Annotated in this window: 13 protein-coding genes; 4 read left to right on the forward strand and 9 right to left on the reverse strand. The window is 73.9% G+C overall.

Features of this window, described 5'->3' with window-relative positions; all coding sequences use genetic code 11:
• Positions 1-15: 15 nt before the first annotated feature.
• The 5 genes from J7I97_RS05745 to J7I97_RS05765 are packed head-to-tail and all read right to left on the reverse strand — an operon-like array spanning position 16 to position 8,321.
• Positions 16-951, reverse strand: a complete 936-nt coding sequence (locus J7I97_RS05745; protein WP_214931299.1) for a kinase — start codon at positions 949-951, stop codon at positions 16-18.
• Positions 948-4,487, reverse strand: a complete 3,540-nt coding sequence (locus J7I97_RS05750; protein ID WP_214931300.1) for an amino acid adenylation domain-containing protein — start codon at positions 4,485-4,487, stop codon at positions 948-950. Before J7I97_RS05750 ends, J7I97_RS05745 begins: the two co-directional genes overlap by 4 nt.
• The gene (locus tag J7I97_RS05755) at positions 4,487-5,683 is read right to left on the reverse strand and encodes an ATP-grasp domain-containing protein (RefSeq protein ID WP_214931301.1); all 1,197 of its coding nucleotides are present in this window, start codon (positions 5,681-5,683) and stop codon (positions 4,487-4,489) included. Before J7I97_RS05755 ends, J7I97_RS05750 begins: the two co-directional genes overlap by 1 nt.
• On the reverse strand, positions 5,680-7,248 hold the full coding sequence (gene argH, locus J7I97_RS05760) for an argininosuccinate lyase (protein ID WP_214931302.1): 1,569 nt from the start codon (positions 7,246-7,248) through the stop codon (positions 5,680-5,682). The genes J7I97_RS05755 and argH overlap by 4 nt, the downstream gene beginning before the upstream one ends.
• Entirely contained in the window at positions 7,245-8,321 is a 1,077-nt protein-coding gene (locus tag J7I97_RS05765; protein ID WP_251058507.1) for a cysteine synthase family protein, read from the reverse strand. Before J7I97_RS05765 ends, argH begins: the two co-directional genes overlap by 4 nt.
• Positions 8,322-8,502: 181 nt before the next feature.
• Here J7I97_RS05765 and J7I97_RS05770 point away from each other — a divergent pair, with 181 nt between their 5' ends.
• A complete protein-coding gene (locus J7I97_RS05770; protein ID WP_214931303.1) occupies positions 8,503-9,237 on the forward strand; it encodes a thioesterase II family protein in 735 nt (244 codons plus the stop codon).
• Here J7I97_RS05770 and J7I97_RS05775 read toward each other — a convergent pair.
• A complete protein-coding gene (locus J7I97_RS05775) occupies positions 9,203-10,579 on the reverse strand; it encodes a class II 3-deoxy-7-phosphoheptulonate synthase (protein ID WP_214931304.1) in 1,377 nt (458 codons plus the stop codon). The genes J7I97_RS05770 and J7I97_RS05775 overlap by 35 nt on opposite strands.
• Positions 10,580-10,722: 143 nt before the next feature.
• On the opposite strand from J7I97_RS05775, the gene J7I97_RS05780 reads away from it, so the two are divergent.
• Together J7I97_RS05780 and J7I97_RS05785 are read left to right on the forward strand one after the other, a co-directional pair.
• Positions 10,723-12,327, forward strand: coding sequence for an anthranilate synthase component I family protein (locus J7I97_RS05780; RefSeq protein ID WP_214931305.1), 1,605 nt, complete (start codon positions 10,723-10,725; stop codon positions 12,325-12,327).
• On the forward strand, positions 12,324-12,926 hold the full coding sequence (locus J7I97_RS05785) for an aminodeoxychorismate/anthranilate synthase component II (protein WP_214931306.1): 603 nt from the start codon (positions 12,324-12,326) through the stop codon (positions 12,924-12,926). Before J7I97_RS05780 ends, J7I97_RS05785 begins: the two co-directional genes overlap by 4 nt.
• On the opposite strand, the gene J7I97_RS05790 is transcribed toward J7I97_RS05785, so the two are convergent.
• Positions 12,916-14,334, reverse strand: coding sequence for a PLP-dependent aminotransferase family protein (locus tag J7I97_RS05790; protein ID WP_214931307.1), 1,419 nt, complete (start codon positions 14,332-14,334; stop codon positions 12,916-12,918). The two genes, J7I97_RS05785 and J7I97_RS05790, sit on opposite strands and share 11 nt — an antisense overlap.
• Before the next feature lie 138 nt (positions 14,335-14,472).
• Between J7I97_RS05790 and trpD the strand changes: the two genes are divergently transcribed.
• A complete protein-coding gene (gene trpD, locus J7I97_RS05795) occupies positions 14,473-15,570 on the forward strand; it encodes an anthranilate phosphoribosyltransferase (RefSeq protein ID WP_308369286.1) in 1,098 nt (365 codons plus the stop codon).
• Positions 15,571-16,004: 434 nt separating this feature from the next.
• Here the strand turns inward: trpD and J7I97_RS05800 are convergent, their stop codons facing one another.
• Complete coding sequence (locus J7I97_RS05800; RefSeq protein WP_214931308.1) at positions 16,005-16,931, reverse strand: TauD/TfdA family dioxygenase; 927 nt, start codon at positions 16,929-16,931, stop codon at positions 16,005-16,007.
• A gap of 1 nt (position 16,932) precedes the next feature.
• Positions 16,933-18,219, reverse strand: a complete 1,287-nt coding sequence (locus J7I97_RS05805) for a cytochrome P450 (protein ID WP_214931309.1) — start codon at positions 18,217-18,219, stop codon at positions 16,933-16,935.
• Positions 18,220-18,229: the final 10 nt, after the last annotated feature.

The raw sequence follows: 18,229 nt of genomic DNA on the forward strand, positions 1-18,229 counted from the left end.
GGCGCCCGGTGGGGGTCAGTGGAAGCTGAGGGTCTGGTAGACCGTCACATTGCCCGCCAGCTCCTGGCAGAGCTGGGCGGCGGCGGCGAGGCGGGCGGGGCAGTCCGGGGCGCCGGTGTCCATGAGGATGCCCAGGGTGGTGCCGCTGTGGCCGACGACGACGCCGAGTCCGCCGACCTCCTCGCAGATGGCGATCATCGGCTCCAGCGACCATTTGCGGCGCAGCACCTGGTTCATCCGGGCGCTGGCGGTGGCCACCCGTCCGGCCTCGGCCAGGTCGCGGGCCGCGACCGCGCGGGTGACCCGGTCCAGCAGGCGGGCGTACTCCTGCTTGTCGGCCTCGGTGAACGGTTTGGGGATGGCGTTGAAGGCGACCGTGTCGACCGCCCCGCCCTCGTCGACGCCGACCACCGCCATCGACGGCAGGGAGCCGAGGCTGGCGCGTAGCCGGACGCTGCGGTGGTGGAAGGCCACGATCGCGGGGTAGAGCACGCCGTCGGTCGGTTCAATCCGGGCGAGGTACGACTCGATGCGGCGCGGCGGCATCGGGACGGCGAGCGCGTTGGCGACGGCCCGCGCGGTCGCCACCAGGTCCGCGGAGGAGCTGGCCAGGCCCTTGCCCTCGGGAAGGGTGCTGTCGATGCGCAGCAGGCCGCCGGCGGGCCGGCCCTCGTCCTCCAGGATCATGGAGGTGAGCTTCAGGGCCTTCTTCTTGTGCGGCGGCCACACCTCCAAATCCGGTCTGTCAGTGTCCACTTCGAAGCGGGCCATGGACCAGCGGGCCACCGGCAGCGTCACCAGGAAGTTGCCGTCCTCCTCCGGGAGCACGCCCTGGAGTAGTTCACCGAAGGTGCCGAATGCCGTGCTGACGCCGGTCGCGGCCACCTGCCGGTAGGCGGAGGCGGGTCCGGCCGCCGGGCTGACCGGCGCTGCCGTCTGGGTCGTGCTCATACCGTCATCCTCCTCACCACGTCGGCGGTCTCCGCGGCCCGGGTGCCTGCGAAGTAGTGCCCGCCCTCTTCGAGCTCGTGCAGCGTGACGTGGCCGGAGACCATCCGCCAGGCCTGGTGCCCATGGGCCGCGGCCGCCGTCCAGGCGTCGTCGCGGGCCACCACCACCTCCACCGGGGCGTCGATCCGGTGGGCGGCCGGATCCGCGTGGACGCGCAGCAGGTGCCGGTTGGCGGTGATCACATCGTGCCGGTAGGCCCGGTCCACGGCCGCCGCCCGCTCGGGGGTGAAGGCGTCGAGTTCCACGTAGGCGTTGTCGGCGCGCAGCCGGCCCAGCAGGGTCTCCCGGCCGGCTCCCCCGACCTCCGCCAGCTCCGCGCGCAGGGCGTCGGGGCCGTGCAGCAACTGGCCGCCGATGAAGACGCGGGCCACGGGCCGGCCGGCCTCCTGGAGCAGCCGGGCCGTCTCCAGGGCGACGGCCGCGCCAGAGCAGTGGCCCCACAGCAGGACCGGTGTGGAGACCCGCGCGAGGATCTCGTCGCGGGCCCGCTCGGCGATCACCGCGACGTTCTCCAGCGGCTCGTCCTCGGCGGCGAAGTCGTGACCGGGCAGTTCCGCGCCCAGTACGGCGATCCCGTCGCCCTCCAGCTCGGCGGCCAGGGCACGGAAGTTCAGGGCGCTGCCGCCCGCGTAGGGCAGACACACCAGGGTGTGGTGCGGGGTGCGGACCGGGAGCAGCGGGTGCAGCAGCGGGGGCGCGCCCTCGCGGGGCTCGCCCCGGCGGCGGTCGTCGAGTACGCCGGCCAGGTCGGCCAGGACCGGGTGCGCGACCAGTTCCTTCAGGGACAGGGCCCGGTCCAGCCGTACGATCACCCGGACCGCGGCCAGCGAGCTGGCGCCGAGGGCGAAGAAGCTGTCGTGGCGGCCGATGCGCTCCAGCGGCACCCCGAGGACCTCCGCCCACAGCATGGCGAGGCGGCGCTCGGTGGCGGTGGCCGGGCCGGTGTGGCCGGCGCCGCCGTGGCCGAGGGTGCCGGCCAGTTCGGCGAGGGCCTTCTTGTCGGCCTTGCCGTTGGCGGTGCGGGGGAGCCGGCCGAGGCGGTGCAGGTAGCTGGGGACCATGTAGTCCGGGAGGGCGGCGGCCAGGTGGCCGCGGGCCTGCTCGACGGAGGTCTCGGCGCCGTCGGCGGTGTAGAAGGCGACGAGGTGGCGGTGGATGCCGGCATCGCCGACGATGACCACGGCCGCCTCGCGGATGCCGGGCACGGCGAGCAGCTTGTTCTCGATCTCGCCGAGTTCGATGCGGAAGCCGCGGATCTTGACCTGTTCGTCGTGGCGGCCCAGGTACTCCATCCGGCCGTCGGGCAGCCAGCGGCCGAAGTCGCCCGTGCGGTACATCCGGGCGCCGGCCCGGAACGGGTCGGGGACGAAGGCCTGCTGGGTGCGCTCCTCGTCGTTGACGTAGCCGCGGCCGACGCAGACCCCCGAGAAGGCGATCTCGCCCGGGGAGCCGAGGGGGACCAGGGCGAGGTTCTCGTCCAGGACGTACGTGTTCACGTTGGGCAGGGACCGGCCGAGTGTGACGGGGTGGCCGGGGGCGGGGGCCGTGTGGAGGACCTCGTGCATGGTGTCGTCGCAGACCTCGGTGGCGCCGTAGGCGTTGACCAGGGAGATCGTGGGGCAGAGCGCGAACCAGCGGCGGACCAGGCCGGGGCTGAGGACCTCGCCGGTCACCGACACGGTGCGCAGGGCGCCCAGTTCGCGCGGGCGGCGCTCCAGGTGCCGGACGAGGACTTCGAGGTAGGCGGGGACGGTCTGGGCGACGGTGACCCCGGCCTCGGTGATCTCGTCGAGGAAGCCGGCCACGTCGAGCAGGACGTCGGTGGCGATGATGCGGGTCGTGCCACCGGTCAGGAGGGGTGCGGCGAACTGCCAGAGGGAGATGTCGAAGCTCTGCGGCGCGGTCTGGGCGACGACCTCACGGCTGTCCTCGTCCCCGCCGTCGGCCAGGCCCATGTCGCGGGCCTTGGCGAGGAGGTGGTTGAGCAGGCCGGCGTGCTCGCACACGGCGCCCTTGGGGGTGCCGGTTGAGCCGGAGGTGAAGTAGACGTACGCGGCCTGGCCGGGGGCCACGCGCACGCCGGGCGGGGTGTCGGGCAGTGCGGCCGCGTGGATCTCCGGCACGGACAGCACCGGCGTGCCCTCGCCGGCGGCCTTGTGTACGAGGACCTCCGCGTCGGGGTCCGTCAGGACGAAGGCGGCTCCGGCGGCGGCCAGCTGGGCGCTGATCCGGTCCACGGGGAGGTCGGGGCCCATCGGGAGGTAGACCGCGCCGGCCTTGAGGACGCCGAGGGCGGCGGCGATCCAGTCGAGCGAGCGGTCCATGACGACGGCGACCACGTCCTGCGGCCCGGACCCGGCGGCGAGCAGGGCGTGCGCGATCCGGTTGGCGCGGGCGTCGAGCCGCCGGTACGTCCAGCTGCGGGGGCCGTGTTCGGCGGCGACGGCGTCGGGGTGGCGGCGCACGCGGGCCTCGAAGAGGTCGGTGAGGACCGCGTCGGGGAGTTCGGTGCGGGGGCCGGCGAGGCCGTAGAGCTGGGTTTCGACCTCCTGGGCGGACAGCAGGCTCTGGCGGTCGTGCCGGGCGTGCGGGTCCTCGGAGAGCAGGCGCAGGGCGGTGAGGTGGTAACCGGCGAGGCGCTGCGCATACGCGGTGTCAACGGCCCGGGGGTCGTAAGCGACCCGCAGCGCGGTGCCGTCGCCGGCCCAGGTGACGTGGAGGATCTCGCCGTCCCCGAGCGGCCCCTCGGCGGCCTCGCTCAGCCCGAGCACCACCTCCGGCCCGGTGCCGCCTGCCTCCGGCCTGGTGCCGCCTGCCTCCGGCCTGGTGCCGCCTGCCTCCGGCCTGGTGCCGCCTGCCTCCGGCCTGGTGCCGCTGGCCTCCAGCCCGGTGCCGCTGGCCTCCGGCCCGGTGCTGCCGGTGGGGACACCGAAGGCCGGGGCCGCGTGGGCCGGAGCGTGCTCGGGCAGGGTGGCGTCGGCCAGGGCGGCCGCCGTGGCCGACGCGAGCTCCGCCCAGGTGGAGGGGGCCACGGTCAGGCGGAGCTCCCGGGTGGCCCGGCCGTCGGCGAGGCCGGTCCGCAGCTCCCGCACGGCGGCCACCGTGGCGAGCACCCGGGCGTGGGCCGCGCCGAGCAGCGCGGCCAGCGGGACCCCGAGATCGGCGGCCGTCCGGTACAGCCCGGCCGCCGTCTCGGCGGGCACGGCCACGTCATGGGTACGGGTGCGGGTCGTTCCGGCTGTGGTGTCGGTCGTGGCGGTGGCCTCAGTGCCGGCCACGGCGTCGGCCGTGGCGCCGGCCGTGGCGCCGGCCGTGGCGGTGGCCGGGGTGTCGCCCGTAGTGCCGCCCGTGGCGCCGGCCGTGGCGGTGGACGGGGTGGCGGCCGGGGGCGTCGTAGGGGCGGCGGGGGCGGAAGCCGGTGGGGCCGGCCGCCGGGGGAGCCGCGTACGCGAGGGGGCAGGGGGTGCGCCTTTCATCAGGGGGTCTCCTCCACGGTGATGTCGATCAGGGCGGTGGCCGCGGTGGCGCGGTGCGACGCGGTGGCGGGGTCGGGGCCGGCGGCTACGACGCAGGCCAGGCGGTCCTGGAAGGAGTGCGTGACACGGACGTCGCGGCCCACCGCGGTGGTGACGGAGGCGGCGGCCACGCCGGGGGCGGCGGCCGCGCCGGCCAGGTTGGTGATGGCCGTGACCCGGCCCTCCCGGGCGACCTGTACGAAGCGGACGGCGGCGTGGCCGGCCGCCGGGCCGGGGACCGCGGCGGGCTGTCCGGCGGCCCGGGCGATCACCGCGTCGACGAGGTCCACCCCGGTGGCGGCGCGGACCGCGACCGGGATCATGCCGCCCGCCAGACGGGGGTTGACCTCGATGACCACCGGTCCGCCGGGGCCGAGCCGCAGCTCGGTGTGGGCGGCGCCGTAGCCCAGCCCCAGCGCGGCCACGGCGCGTACGGCGGTGGCGGCGAGGACGTCGGCGACGGGCGGCGGGACGGGGGCGGGTACGTCGTGCCCGGTCTCCACGAAGTACGGCTCGGGGCCGACATGCTTGGCGACCACCGCGACCACCGTCCCGTCGAAGGTCTCCACGGAGAACTCCGGGCCGGGTACGGCGGCCTCCACCAGCACGGTGGCGGAGCCGTCGGTCAGCAGCCGTGCGGTCCAGGCGCGGGTCTCCTCCGCGTCGGCGCAGAGCCGCACGCCCACCGAGCCGGAGCCGCTGACGGGTTTGACGACGACCGGGAAGCCGATGCGGGTGGCGGCGGAGACGGCGTCCCGGGCCTCGGTGACCGCCGCGAATTCGGGGACCGGGACCCCGGCGGCCGCGTGCACCGCCCGCTGGGTGTCCTTGGACCGGCAGCGGGTGACGGCGTCGGCGTCCGGGCCGGGCAGGCCCAGCTTGGCCGCCGTACTGGCCGCCAGGGCGACGAAGTACTCGGAGCTGGTGGCGATCCCGGCCGGGTCGAGCACGGCGCAGGCGTCCAGGACCGCCTGCGGGTCGGAGGTGTCCAGCAGCACCGTGTCGATGCCGTCCTGCGCGACGTACGGGTACCGGCCGGGGTCGCGGGTCAGCAGCACGGGCCGCAGCCCCCGGGCCCGGGCGGCGGCGCAGAAGTCACGACCGGTGCCGGTGGTGTTGCTCTCAAGGAAGGCGAACCGGGCGCCGTCCGCGGTCATGGGGTCTCTCCTGTTCCGTGCGTGTCGCGTGTGTCGTGGGTTCCGCGTGTTCCGTGTGCTGCGTGGCGTGCGATGACGGCGTCGACCTCGGCGTCCAGGCGGCCGGCGGCGTCGCGCAGCCCGTCCCGGTAGGCGGTGAGCCAGTCACCGTGCCCGGCCAGCAGGTCCCGCAGGGTGGCGACGATGGCGGCGCACTCCCCGGGGCCGCCGCCGCGGTCCAGGTCGGCGACGACCTCGGCGAGCGAGGGCAGCGCGCCCCCGAAGTCGGTGACTCCCTCCGGCAGCTCGATCTTGGTGAGTTCGCCCGCGCCGGACGCGATGGCGTCCCGTACGGCCGCGCCGACCACGTGGTGCGCGGTCCGGAACGGCACGCCTTCGCCGACCAGCCGGTTGGCGATGACGGTGGCGGTGACGAAGCCCTCCCGGGCCCGCTGTTCCATCCGGTCGGTGACCGGCCGCGCGCCGGAGACCAGCACTTGGGCGAGCAGCACGGATTCCCGTACGGCGACCAGCGCGGGCCAGGCGACCGCGACGGCCTCGGTCCCGACCTCGATGGAGTTGGTGAACGGGGTGGACTTGGCGGCGGAGGCCGACGCGGTCCACGCGCCCACCGCCCAGGCGGCCTTGGCCTTGACGTGTTCCAGCAGGAACGCGTTGCGCTTCTGCGGCATCGCCGAGCTGCCGCCGACGAGGCGTTCGGGGAACTCCACGAACCCGAACTCCTGGGTGCTCCACAGCTGGAGGTCGGTGGCGAGCCGGCTGAGCGTGACCGCCGCCGAGGCCACCACGGCCAGGCCGCGCAGCATGGTGTCGCGGGCCGCGACCGCGTCGGTGGCGTGCAGGGTCGGGCCGCCGCGGAAGCCGAGCAGGCCGGCGGTGCGCTCGGGGCGGATCGGCAGGTCGGTGCCGGCGACGGCGCCGGCGCCCAGCGGACAGCGGTCGAGGTCGTCGACGCAGTGGCGGAGCGCGGTGATGTCGCGGTCCAGGGCGGTGGCGATCCCGGCGAGGTAGTAGCCGTAGCTGATCGGCATCGCGGGCTGGTAGTGGGTGTAGACGGGCATCACGGCGTCCTGGTGCCGGCGGGCCCGGGAGAGCAGGGCCGCCTGGAGGCGCAGTATCTCGCCGAGCAGGTCGGTGAGTTCGGCGCGCAGCCGCATGGCGGTGATGGTGGCCTTGATGTCGTTGCGGGAGCGGGCGGTGTGCACCTTTCCGCCGACGTCGGAGCCGAGTTCCTCCACGAGGTAGCCCTCGTACATGAGGTACAGGCCGCGCGGGGCGGCCCGGCCGGTGAGTTCTGCGAAGCCGCTCTCCCGCAGCCGCCGGACCCGCTCCAGCAGGGCGGCCGCGGCGGGGCCCGGCAGCAGTCCGCTCTCACCGAGCATGACGACGTGGGCGAGGTCGACGGTGCTGGTGGCCTCCAGTTCGCGGCGTACGGCCTCGGGGCCGGGCTCGCCGTAGACGACGCGGCGGGTGCGGGCGCCCAGGCCCTGCGTCAGCCGGCCCGTGCCGGTGGCGTCGGAGCCCTGGGCCGGCCGGCCCGCGGCGGTGGCGTCGGCGCCGCTCATGCGCCCGCCCCCACCGGCTGCGCCGCCGCGGCCGGCCGGGCCACGGCGCCGGGGACCTCCTCGTAGGCGCGCCGGTCCCAGGCGAACCGGGTCCACCGCTCGCCCACCGTCTCGGGGCTCGTGGCGGTGGCGGGCCGGGCGGCCGGCTGTTCGCGCAGCGGGTGGCCCTGCGCCTGGAGCCAGGCGTCGTCGTAGACGGTGGCCTGGTAGCGGTAGCCCTCGTCGGGGAGCATCACCACGCCGGTGAGGCCGGGGTTGCGCTCCGCCCACCAGCGGGCGACGAGGTAGGCGGCGCCACTGGTCGGGCCCTGGAAGAGGGCGTGGGTGGCGTGCAGGGCGCGGGTGGAGGCGTAGGCCTCGCCGGCGGTCAGCCAGTGGACCTCGTCGAACACGCGGTGGTCGAGGTTGGCGGGCCACAGGCTGTTGCCGAGCCCGCGCAGTTCCCTGGAGCCGTCGGGCTGTCCGAAGAGCACGCTGTGGTGGCTGTCGACGCCGATGGCGCGGGTGTGCGGGGTGCCGGCGCGCAGCGCCCGTACGGTGCCGCACATGGAGCCGCCGGAGCCGACGGGGCCGATCAGGGTGTCGATGGTGCCCAGGGTCCGCGTGAGCTGGTCGGCGACCAGCTGGTACGCGGCCGGGTTGCCCGGGTTGTTGTACTGCTCGGGGCAGAAGGAGTCCGGGAGTTCGGCGCGGATCTCGGCGAGCCTGCGCAGCCGGGCCTCCTGGAACCCGCCGACCTCGGCCGGCTCGTGGCAGATCTCCACGCGGGCCCCGAGGTCGGTGAGGCGCCGGTAGAGGTTGGCGTCGATCGCGGGGTCGCTGACCAGGATCAGCTTGCGGCGCATCAGGGCGGCCTGCATGGCGAGGGCGAGTCCGAAGGTTCCCGAGGTGGTCTCGACGATCACGGTGTCCGGGCCCAGTTCACCCCGCTCCTCGGCCCGCTTGAGGATGTGGTGGGCCGGCAGCAGCTTCATCAGGGTGAATGCCGCGCCGTACAGGTTCGGGCCGAGGCGGATGACGCGGGGCATCATCGTGGCTTCGGCGATCGAGGGGAAGGCGGAGGTCGCCGTCATGGAATCTCCTGGGACAGAGGTCGGCGTGGCGGACCTCTGTCACTTTGCTGAGGAATCCTGACGGCGGACTGACAACCGCTCCCGCCGGTCGTCAGCGGGCCGTCAGTGGGAGCCGCGACCATCGCGCCGTCGGAAGTGTGCGGACGCCGTGGTACGGCCGTTGGGGCAGGGGTGGCAAGTGATGGTGTGGACACAGGTGGTCGAGGCGCGGCCGTTCGCGGCGGAGCGGATGGTGTGCTTCCCGCACGCCGGCGGATCGCCGTACTTCTTCCGGCCCTGGGCGAAGGCGCTCGGCGCGTACGAGATCCACGCGGTCTGCTATCCGGGGCGCGCGGAGCGGTTCGCCGAGGAGTGCGCGGCCGAACTGGTCCCGATGGCACGGGAGATCGCCGCCGAGCTGCTGGCCTCGGACGACGAGCGGCCGGCCGTGTTCTTCGGGCACAGCATGGGCGCCATCGTGGCGTACGAGGTGGTCCGGGCGCTGGAGGAGGCCGGCTCGGGGGTGGCCCACCTGTTCGCCTCGGGGGCGAAGGCGCCGCATCTGATGACCGGGGACCCGGTGGCGGCGGCCGCCTGGGACGAGGAGTCGATCGCCCGGACCCTGATCGAACTGGGCGGTACGGACCCGGAGTTGCTGAACAACCGGGCGTTCGTGGAGCTGGTGATGCCGTACATCGGGGCGGACTTCCGGATGCTCGCCGCCTACGAGGGGCAGCCGCGGCCGCCGCTGCACTGCCCGGTCACCGCTGTCGTGGGCGACGCGGACCCCCGGGTGACCACCGCGCACAGTGCAGCGTGGCGGGAGTCGACCCGGGGGCCGGCGGTGGCGCTGACGGTGCCCGGCGAGCACTTCTACCTCGCCGACCGGCCGCCGTTCGGGCTCATCGAGGAAGCGCTGCGTCCGCTGCGGGGCTGACCGGCCGGCGTTCGCGGTACATCTCGGCGAGCCGGAAGGCCAGGTCGAGGGACTGGGTGTGGTTGAGGCGGGGGTCGCACGCCGTCTCGTAGCGGCGGCGCAGGTCCTCGGGCCGTACAGCGTTGCCTCCTCCCGTGCATTCGGTGACGTCGTCGCCGGTCAGCTCCACGTGGATGCCGCCGGGGTGGGTGCCGAGCGACTGGTGGACCTCGACGAAGCCCTTCACCTCGTCGAGCACGGTGTCGAAGGACCGGGTTTTGTGCCCGCTGGGCGCGGTGACCGTGTTGCCGTGCATCGGGTCGCTGACCCAGCAGGGCAGGGCGCCCTCGGCGGCGACCTTCTCCACCAGGGTGGGCAGCATGTCGCGGATCCGGTCGGCGCCGGCCCGGACGACGAAGGTGAGCCGGCCGGGGTCGCGGTCCGGATCGAGGCGGTCGAGGAGGGCGAGGACGGTGTCGGCGGTGGTGGCCGGGCCCAGCTTCACGGCGATCGGGTTGTCGATCCGCGAGAAGAACTCGACGTGGGCGCCGTCCAGGTCGCGGGTCCGTTCGCCGATCCACAGCAGGTGGCCGCTGGCGGCGTAGGTGCGGCCGCTCTCCGGTTCGGTACGGGTCAGGGCCTCCTCGTAGTCCAGCAGCAGGCCCTCGTGCCCGACGAAGAACTCGGCGGTGCCCAGCTCGCGGGTGTCCACCCCGCAGGCCTGCATGAAGGCGAGGGTGCGGTCGATCTCGTCGGCGAGCGCCTCGTAGCGCTCGCCGGTGCCCGAGCCGGCGACGAACCCCTGGTTCCAGGCGTGGACTTGGCGTAGATCGGCGAATCCGCCGGTGGTCAGGGCCCGGACCAGGTTCAGGGTGCGGGCGGAGGCCTCGTACATGTGGCGCAGCCGCTCGGGGTCGGGGGTGCGGGCGGCCTCGGTGAACTCCAGGCCGTTGACCGCGTCGCCGCGGTACGAGGGCAGGCTCAGCCCGTCCCGCTCCTCGGAGGGGCTGGAGCGCGGCTTGGCGTACTGCCCGGCCATCCGGCCGACCTTGACCACCGGCAGGGCGGTGGCGTGCGAGAGCACGACGGCCATCTGGAGCAGGGTCTTCAGCTTGCCGCGGATGGAGTCGGTGGTGACCTGGGCGAAGGTCTCGGCGCAGTCGCCGCCCTGGAGCAGGATCGCCTCGCCGCGGGCGACCGCCGCCATCTTGAGGCGCAGCTGGTCGCATTCGGCGCCGAAGACGAGCGGGGGCCCTTCGGCGAGGCGGCCGGTGACGGCGCGCAGGGCGGCCGCGTCGGGCCAGTCGGGTTGCTGGGCGGCGGGGAATGAACGCCAGGAGGATCTGTTTTTGTTTTCTCCCATGGCCTCAGTTACCCATCGGGGCCGGGGAATGGTCAAGCATTTTGGAAATGGACCGTACCGGGGGTGAGGAATTGGTCTGGCGGTGCTTCGCAAAACATTGATTCACTCATTCCATCGGAAACCGAATTCAGGGGGAGTTCACTGTGTGGGATTCACACGGTTCACACGGTTCACATGGTTCATACGGTTCATACGGTTCAAGCGATTCGAGTCTTTCGGCCGTCGCGGTCGAGGTCGGAGTAGAGGAGCTCGCGCCGCACGCCCCGCTGGAGCTGTACGAGGCGCTGCGCGCGGTGCTGCCGGCCGAGGAGGTGTTCCTCTTCGAGTCCCTGGAGGGGGCGGCGGCCGACCGCCGGTCCGCGGTCGTCGGCTTCGGGCGGCTCGCCGAGATCCGGGTCCACGCGGACCGGGTCGAGGTGGACGGCGCCACACCGGCGCTGAAGCGGGCGCTGGCCGGAGCGGTCGAGGCGGCCGGGCTGGTCACGGACGGGCCGGCCGCGGGCTGCCCGGTGGCCCACCACCCGCTCCCCGAGGGCCCCTACGTCTTCCGGCTGGAGCGCTCCGAGCAGGTCTGGGACGCGCTCGGCCGGGCCCAGGGGCTGTTCTCGGTGACCACGGAGCTCCCCGAGACCGGCTACGCCTTCGGGTTCCTGACCTCGCTGGCGTACGAGTCGGCCTGGCACATGGAGGAGCTGCCGGCGCGGGACGGCGGGGACGGAGGGCGCCCGGACATCACGCTCACGCTGTTCCGGGACACCGTCTGGTACGACGTGAACGACGGACGGGTGCGCCGGCTGCACGCCGACAGCCCGGCGTTCACGGGCTCGGCGGAGCTGCCCGAGCTGCCTGAACTGCCTGAAGCGCCCGAGCTGCCGGAGCGGCGGGCGGCTGGGTATCCGCCGGCCCCCGCCCCCCGCTCGGTGCGCGACAGCGTCGACCGGGACACGTTCCTCGGCTGGGCGGCGCGCTGCCTGGAGCACATCGGCGTCGGCGACGTCTACCAGATCCAGATCGGGCACCGCCTCGACGTGGAGAGCGAGTTGACACCGCTGGAGGTGTACCGGCGGCTGCGCGGCCGCAACCCCTCCCCGTACATGTACCTGGTGCCGCAGGCGGGGCGGACCCTGATCGGCGCCAGCCCCGAGCTGTTCTTCCGGATCGAGGACGGCGAGATCGTGATGCGCCCGATCGCCGGAACCGCCCGCCGCGGCCCCGACGACGAGGTCAACCAGCGGCGCGTCAAGGAGATGCGGGAGAGCACCAAGGAGCAGGCCGAGCACATCATGCTGGTCGACCTGTGCCGCAACGACATCGGCCGGGTCTCGCTGCCCAGCACCCAGCCGGTGGACCGGCTGATGGAGGTGGAGACCTTCTCGCACGTGTTCCACCTGGTCTCGACGGTCTCCGGCCGGCTGGACCCGGCGGTCGGCGTCTGGGACGCGGTACGCGCCACCTTCCCGGCCGGGACCATGTCGGGCGCGCCCAAGCTGCGCGCCATGGAGATCATCGACGGCCTGGAGCAGGAGCGCCGCGGCGCCTACGCGGGCGCGGTCGGGCTGGTCGACGTACGGGGCTGGAGCGAACTGGCCCTGTGCATCCGAACGATCGAGTACGACGGCCTCCGGTACTCCACGCAGAGCTCGGCGGGCATGGTCGCCCAGTCCGATCCGGAGTCCGAGTGGCAGGAGACGCTGGCCAAGATGGGGGCGGCCTACTGGGCGCTCACCGGTGAGGAGCTGCTGCCGTGAAGGTGCTGCTGATCGACGCGTACGACAGTTTCGTCCACATCATCGACCAGTACCTGCGGGTGCTGGGCGCGGACACCGAGGTGGTGCGCTCGCGCACCCGGACACCGGGGCAGCTGGCCGCCCTGGAGCCCGACGCGGTGGTGCTCGGGCCGGGCCCGGGGCATCCGGCCGAGTCGGGGCACGTGGAGCTGGTCCACGAGTTCGCCGGGCGGGTCCCGGTGCTGGGGGTGTGCCTGGGACACCAGGCCATCGGTCTGGCGTACGGCGGCCGGATCGAGGTCGCCGGGCAGGTGATGCACGGGCGGACCAGCACGGTCCGGCACGACGGCGCGGGCCTCTTCCAGGGGCTGGGCCACACCCTGGAGGCCACCCGCTACCACTCGCTGCTGGTCGCCGACCCGCTGCCGGAGCCGCTGGTGACCACGGCGGTGGCCGCCGACCACGGCTATGTGATGGGACTGCGGCACCGCACGCTGGCGGTGGAGGGGGTGCAGTTCCACCCGGAGTCGATCACGACCACCGGCGGGCTCGCCATACTGGAGAATTTCCTGTCGATGCGCTCTGGCCTGGCGATGCGCTCCGGCGTCCTCACCCCCTGAGCACCGCCGCCACCTCCCGGATCGCCTGGTCCGCGCCCGACCTCGGCAGATGCGCGTGCCCCACCACCAGGGCGGGCGCGCCCTCGCCGGGCCGGGCGTGGCAGGCGGCCGCCCCCGCGAGCAGCACCGAGCGGCGCAGCGCCCCGGCCACGAGTCCCGCCTCGTCGGTGTGCCGGGGCAGCGTCACGTACGCGTGCAGTCCGGCGGCCCGGCCCACCACCGCGGCTCCCGGCAGGTGCCGGCGTACGGCCTCGCGCAGTGCGGAGTGCCGGTCGCGGCACAGGGAGTTCAGCCGCCGCAGGTGCCGGTCGTACGCGCCGCCGCGCAGGAATTCCGCGAACGCCAGCTGGGTCAGCACGTCGGTGCCCAGGTCCTGGCGGGCGCGGGCGCGCAGCAGCCGGTCCAGGAGCGGGGCGGGCGCGGCGAGCCAGCCCAGGCGCAGCCCGGGGGCGAGGGTCTTGCTCACGGTCCCGGCGTAGACCACGTGCTCGGGGGCGAGCCGCTGGAGGGCCAGCGGCCGGCCGGCGCCGCGTTCGTACCAGAGCCCCCGGTCGTAGTCGTCCTCGATGATCAGGCCGTCGACCTCGCGCGCCCACCGCACCAGCACCTCGCGCCGCTCCGCCGAGAGGGTCGAGCCCGTGGGGAACTGGTGGGCGGGAGTGACCAGGACGGCGCGCACCCCGGAGGCGGCGAGGGCGGCCACGTCGATGCCCTCCGCGTCGACCGGCAGCGGTACGGGGCGCAGGCCGCTCTCGCGGACGAAGCGGCGCTGGCCGGGATGCCCGGGGTTCTCGATACCGAGGGCGTCGATGCCGAGCTGGGGCAGTACGGCGGACAGCAGGCCGAGGGTCTGGGCGAACCCGGCGGTCACCATGACCTGCCCCGGGGTGCTGCGGACCCCGCACATCCGGCCCAGGTAGCGGGCGAGTTCGACGCGGAGCCGGGAATCCCCCGCGAGCGGCGGGTAGTCGAGAACGGCCGGATCGGCGGAGTGCAGGGCGCGCTGGTAGCCGGCGAGCCATTCGCGGCGCGGGAACTCGGGGACGTTGCGGCCGCCGGGGCGCAGGTCCCAGCGGACGGCCGGGTCGGGGCGGGAGGCGTGCCCGTGCCCGTCGTCCAGGAGGGAAGGCACCAGGGGTGCGGGGGCGCCGCGGTCGAGGTGGCGTACGACCTGGGTGCCGGCGCCCTGTACGGCCTCCAGGTAGCCCTCCGCGACGAGTTGACCGTACGCCTCGACCACGACGCTGCGGGAGACCCCGAGGTCGTCGGCGAGGCGGCGGCTGGAGGGGAGCCGGGTGCCGGGGTGCAGAATTCCCTCGGCCACCTCCTTCTTGATGAATTGCTGGATCTGCGACGTCAGCGGAATATCGGATTCCCTGACGAGGGTGACGGCGGCGTGCAGGGTCACTGGTTTTCCCTTCCGGTGCTCTTTTCGGTGGATCGGTGAATTGGACCGGGCGATGTGGCGGGCAGTGGTCTGGAAACTCGGGTGCCCGGTTTTCAGAATGGAGGGGACCGGAATTCGAAGAGATTCGAGGAGACCCTCGTGACTGCCGTGACTGCCGTGACTGCCGTGACTGCCGTGAGTGCCTGGCCGGAATTGCTGGACGCGTTGCTGGACCGCCGGAACCTGTCGGCGCGGGAGACCGAGTGGGCCATGGACCAGGTGATGTCGGGGGAGGCCGGCCCGGTCCGGCTCGCCGGGCTGATGACGGCCCTGCGCGCGAAGGGGGAGACGGCGCAGGAGGTGGAGGGCCTGGTGCGCGGGATGCGCCGGCACGCGGTGCCGCTGGCGGTGCCCGGCCCGGCGCTGGACATCGTCGGCACCGGCGGGGACGGCTCGCACAGCGTGAACGTCTCCACCATGTCGGCGGTGGTGGCGGCCGGGGCCGGCGCCCGGGTGGTCAAGCACGGCAACCGCTCCGCCTCCTCCGCCTGCGGCTCGGCCGACGTGCTGGAGGAGCTGGGCGTCTGCCTGGACCTGCCTGCCGCCGAGGTCGCGGAGGTCGCGGAGGAGACCGGTATCACCTTCGCCTTCGCCCCGCTGTTCCACCCGGCGATGCGGCACGCCGCGGGCCCCCGCCGCGAGCTGGGCGTCCGTACGGTCTTCAACGCCCTGGGCCCGCTGACCAATCCGGCCGATCCGGCCGCACAGGCGGTCGGGGTCGCCGACGCCCGGCTGGCCCCGCTGATCGCCGAGGTGCTGGCGCGGCGCGGGGTGTCCGCGCTGGTCTTCCGGGGCGACGACGGGATGGACGAGCTGACGGTCACCACTACCTCCACCGTGTGGTCGGTCGCCGGCTCCGCCGTGACGGCGGAGGTCTTCGACCCCCGGGACATCGGGATCTCGTACGCGCCGGCCGCCGCACTGCGCGGCGGCGACCGGGTCTACAACGCGCGGGTGGCCCGCGAGGTCCTCGCGGGGGCCCGGGGGCCGGTCCGCGACGCGGTGCTGCTGTCGGCGGCGGCCGGCCTGGCGGCGCTGACCCCCGACGGCCGGCCGGTGGCCGAACGCCTCGCCGACGGGGTGGCGTTGGCCGCCGAGGCGGTCGACTCGGGCGCCGCGGCCGCCGTTCTGGAACGCTGGGCGGCGGTCACCGCGAAGCGGCACCACGAGAACCAGACGGCTACCGCGGTCCGTTGAACCGAGTAGCCACCGGGGCCGCGGGGCGCCTGCTCCGGCGGTCCCGGGAGTCCGCCGAACCGACGGCCTCCCGGCCCGTTGCTCGGCGATCTCCGGGGGCCGTCGATCCGGCGGCTTCCGGGGCGCTTGCCTCAGCGGGTTCCGGAGACCGTCGAACCGACGGCCTCCCGCACCTTTGCCTCGGCGGTCCCGGGGGCCGTCGATCCGGCGGTCTCCNNCGTCGATCCGGCGGTCTCCGGGGCGCTTGCCTTGGCGGGTTCCGGGGGCCGTCGGACCGGCGGCGTCGGGGCCTTTGCCTTGGCGGGTTCTGGGGGTGTCGGACCGGCGGTCTCCCAGGACCGTTGAACCGGCGGCCAGCCGCCCGGCGGGTAGCCGCCACGGCGAAGGGGCTCGGCGCGCCGCGTGCCGAGCCCCTTCGCCGTGCCGGCCGTGCGTCAGGTCATGGAGACGACGATCTTCCGGTCGCCCGTGTACGCCTCGCGCCCGTGCAGCACCGACATGTTGTCCACGATCATGATGTCGCCGACCTGCCACGGCTCCACCAGCTTGTTCTCCCGCTGAGCCTTGCGCACATGGGCCAGGTCGTCGTCCGACAGGGGGCTGCCGTCGCCGTAGGTGATCCAGTGCGGCAGGTCCTCCACGTCGTCGATCAGCGACAGCAGGGTCTCCGCCTCGTCGTCCGGCAGGTTGGACGGGTGCCACTGGTCGGCCTGGTTGAACCAGGTGTCCGCGCCGGTCCGCGGGTTGTGCCGGATGCCGGGGCGGTGCTGGCTGACCCGCAGGCCGCCGTCGGCCGTCCAGGCGTACTCGGCGGCCGAGTCCTCCAGGAACCGCTCGACCACCGCCTTGTCCTCCGTCTCGAAGGTGGCCTGCCAGGACTTGCCGAGCCCGAACCCGCCGTGCAGGTGCTGCTTGTAGACCACGCCGGAGGCGAACCGCTCCCGTACCTCCGGAGGAAGGGCCGCAAGCAGGGCGCCGCCGTCGCAGACCGGGGTGGCGCCGCCCGTCTCGGGCGCGATCAGGCAGCCGAAGAACAGCCGGGACGGCCAGGCCTGTGCGTACGACATCTCGTTGTGGAGGGAGATGTCGAAGCGGGCCGGGTATTCGGTGGAGGTGAACACCCCCTCGGAGACGGCCGCCCGGGGGGTGTTGCCGCCCCGGTAGCTGTCGATGAGCGAGTCACCGAACAGGGTCACCGCCCCGTGGAAGGCGTCCGCGTCGGTGAGCCCGAGGCCCCGGACGAGCACCGCTCCGTGCTCGGCGAGCAGCTCCTCGGCGCGCTCGCGGACTTCGGCCGACTGCGTGTCGGCGTACAGGACGGCCAGGGTGGTGCCGCCGGCCGTGCGTGTCTCGTGTCGCATGTCAGTGGGTCTCCTTGCCGGTCTGATCCGCCGGGGTGAAGGCGACGGGCAGTGCGCTGTATCCGCGGACGAAGTTGGAGTAGAGGTGCTGGGGCGGGCCCAGCAGGGTGATGTCCGAGACCATGTCGCGCAGCGCCTCCACCATGGCCTTGACGTGCACCCGGCCCAGGAAGGCGCCGAGGCAGAAATGCGGTCCGTGGCCGAACACCACGTGCTTGTTGGGGGTGCGCCCGACGTCGAAGGACTCGGGGTCGGCGAAGGCGTCCTCGTCGAAGTTGGCCGAGGTGTTCCACAGGGTGACCACGTCGCCGGCCTTGATGACCTTGTCGCGCAGCGGTACGTCGACCAGGGCGCGGCGTCCGAAGTGCATGGCCGGCGTGGTCCAGCGCAGGATCTCCTCGGTGGCGGTGTCCACGGACACCTCGCCCGCCTTCAGCCGGCGCCACTGCTCGGGGTGGCCGGCGAGTGCGACCAGCCCGCCGATGAGGGACGAACGGGTGGATTCGTCCCCGCCGAGGATCAGGCTGTAGGCGTTGAGGACGATCTCGTCCTCGGTCAGCGGGCGGCCGTCGACCGTCGCGGCGGCGAGGGTGCTCAGGACGTCCTCGCCGGGGCTGCGGCGCCGCTCGGCGGCCAGCCCGGCCATGTACATGATGATCTCGTTGCGGGCCATCAGGGACTCGAACTCGTCGTCCCCGGAGCCGTGCCGCGCGAGGGTCTGGGTGTTCCACTCGACCAGCCGCGGGCGGTCCGCGAGCGGGATGTCGAGCAGGTCTCCCATGGTGTGGATCGGGATGTGGTCGACGACGTCGCCGACGAAGTCCACATCGGCGGCCGCGATCGCCCTGCCGAGCAGCTCGCGGGTGTGGGCGTGGACTCCGTCGACGACGGGTTCCAGGACGCGCGGGGCGAACGACTTGAGCATCAGGTTGCGGATCTCGCGGTGCCGGACGCCGTCGGTGACGGCGAGCATCTTGCGGGAGGCGGAGTCCTCGCCCTGGAGCAGGGTGGTGAGGACGTTGCCAGTCTCCGAGGTGAAGCGCTTGTTGTCCCGGTAGACGGCGACGGCGTCGGCGTACGTGGAGACCACCCAGAAGCCGGGGGTGCGCGGCCCGGCCGGGTGCCAGTGCACCGGGCTCTCGGTGCGGAACCGGCGCCACATGGCGTGGAGGTCGACGTCGAGGAAGGTCTGCGGGTCGGTGAGGTCGAGGGCGGCGGGTTCGGGGACGACGGGTCCGGGGACTGCGGGTTCGGCGACGGCGGGCGCCGTCTCCTGCGTCACGGTCATGGTGTTCTTC

Source organism: Streptomyces sp. ISL-87 (genome assembly GCF_018614095.1).
In the GTDB taxonomy this organism is placed as follows: domain Bacteria; phylum Actinomycetota; class Actinomycetes; order Streptomycetales; family Streptomycetaceae; genus Streptomyces.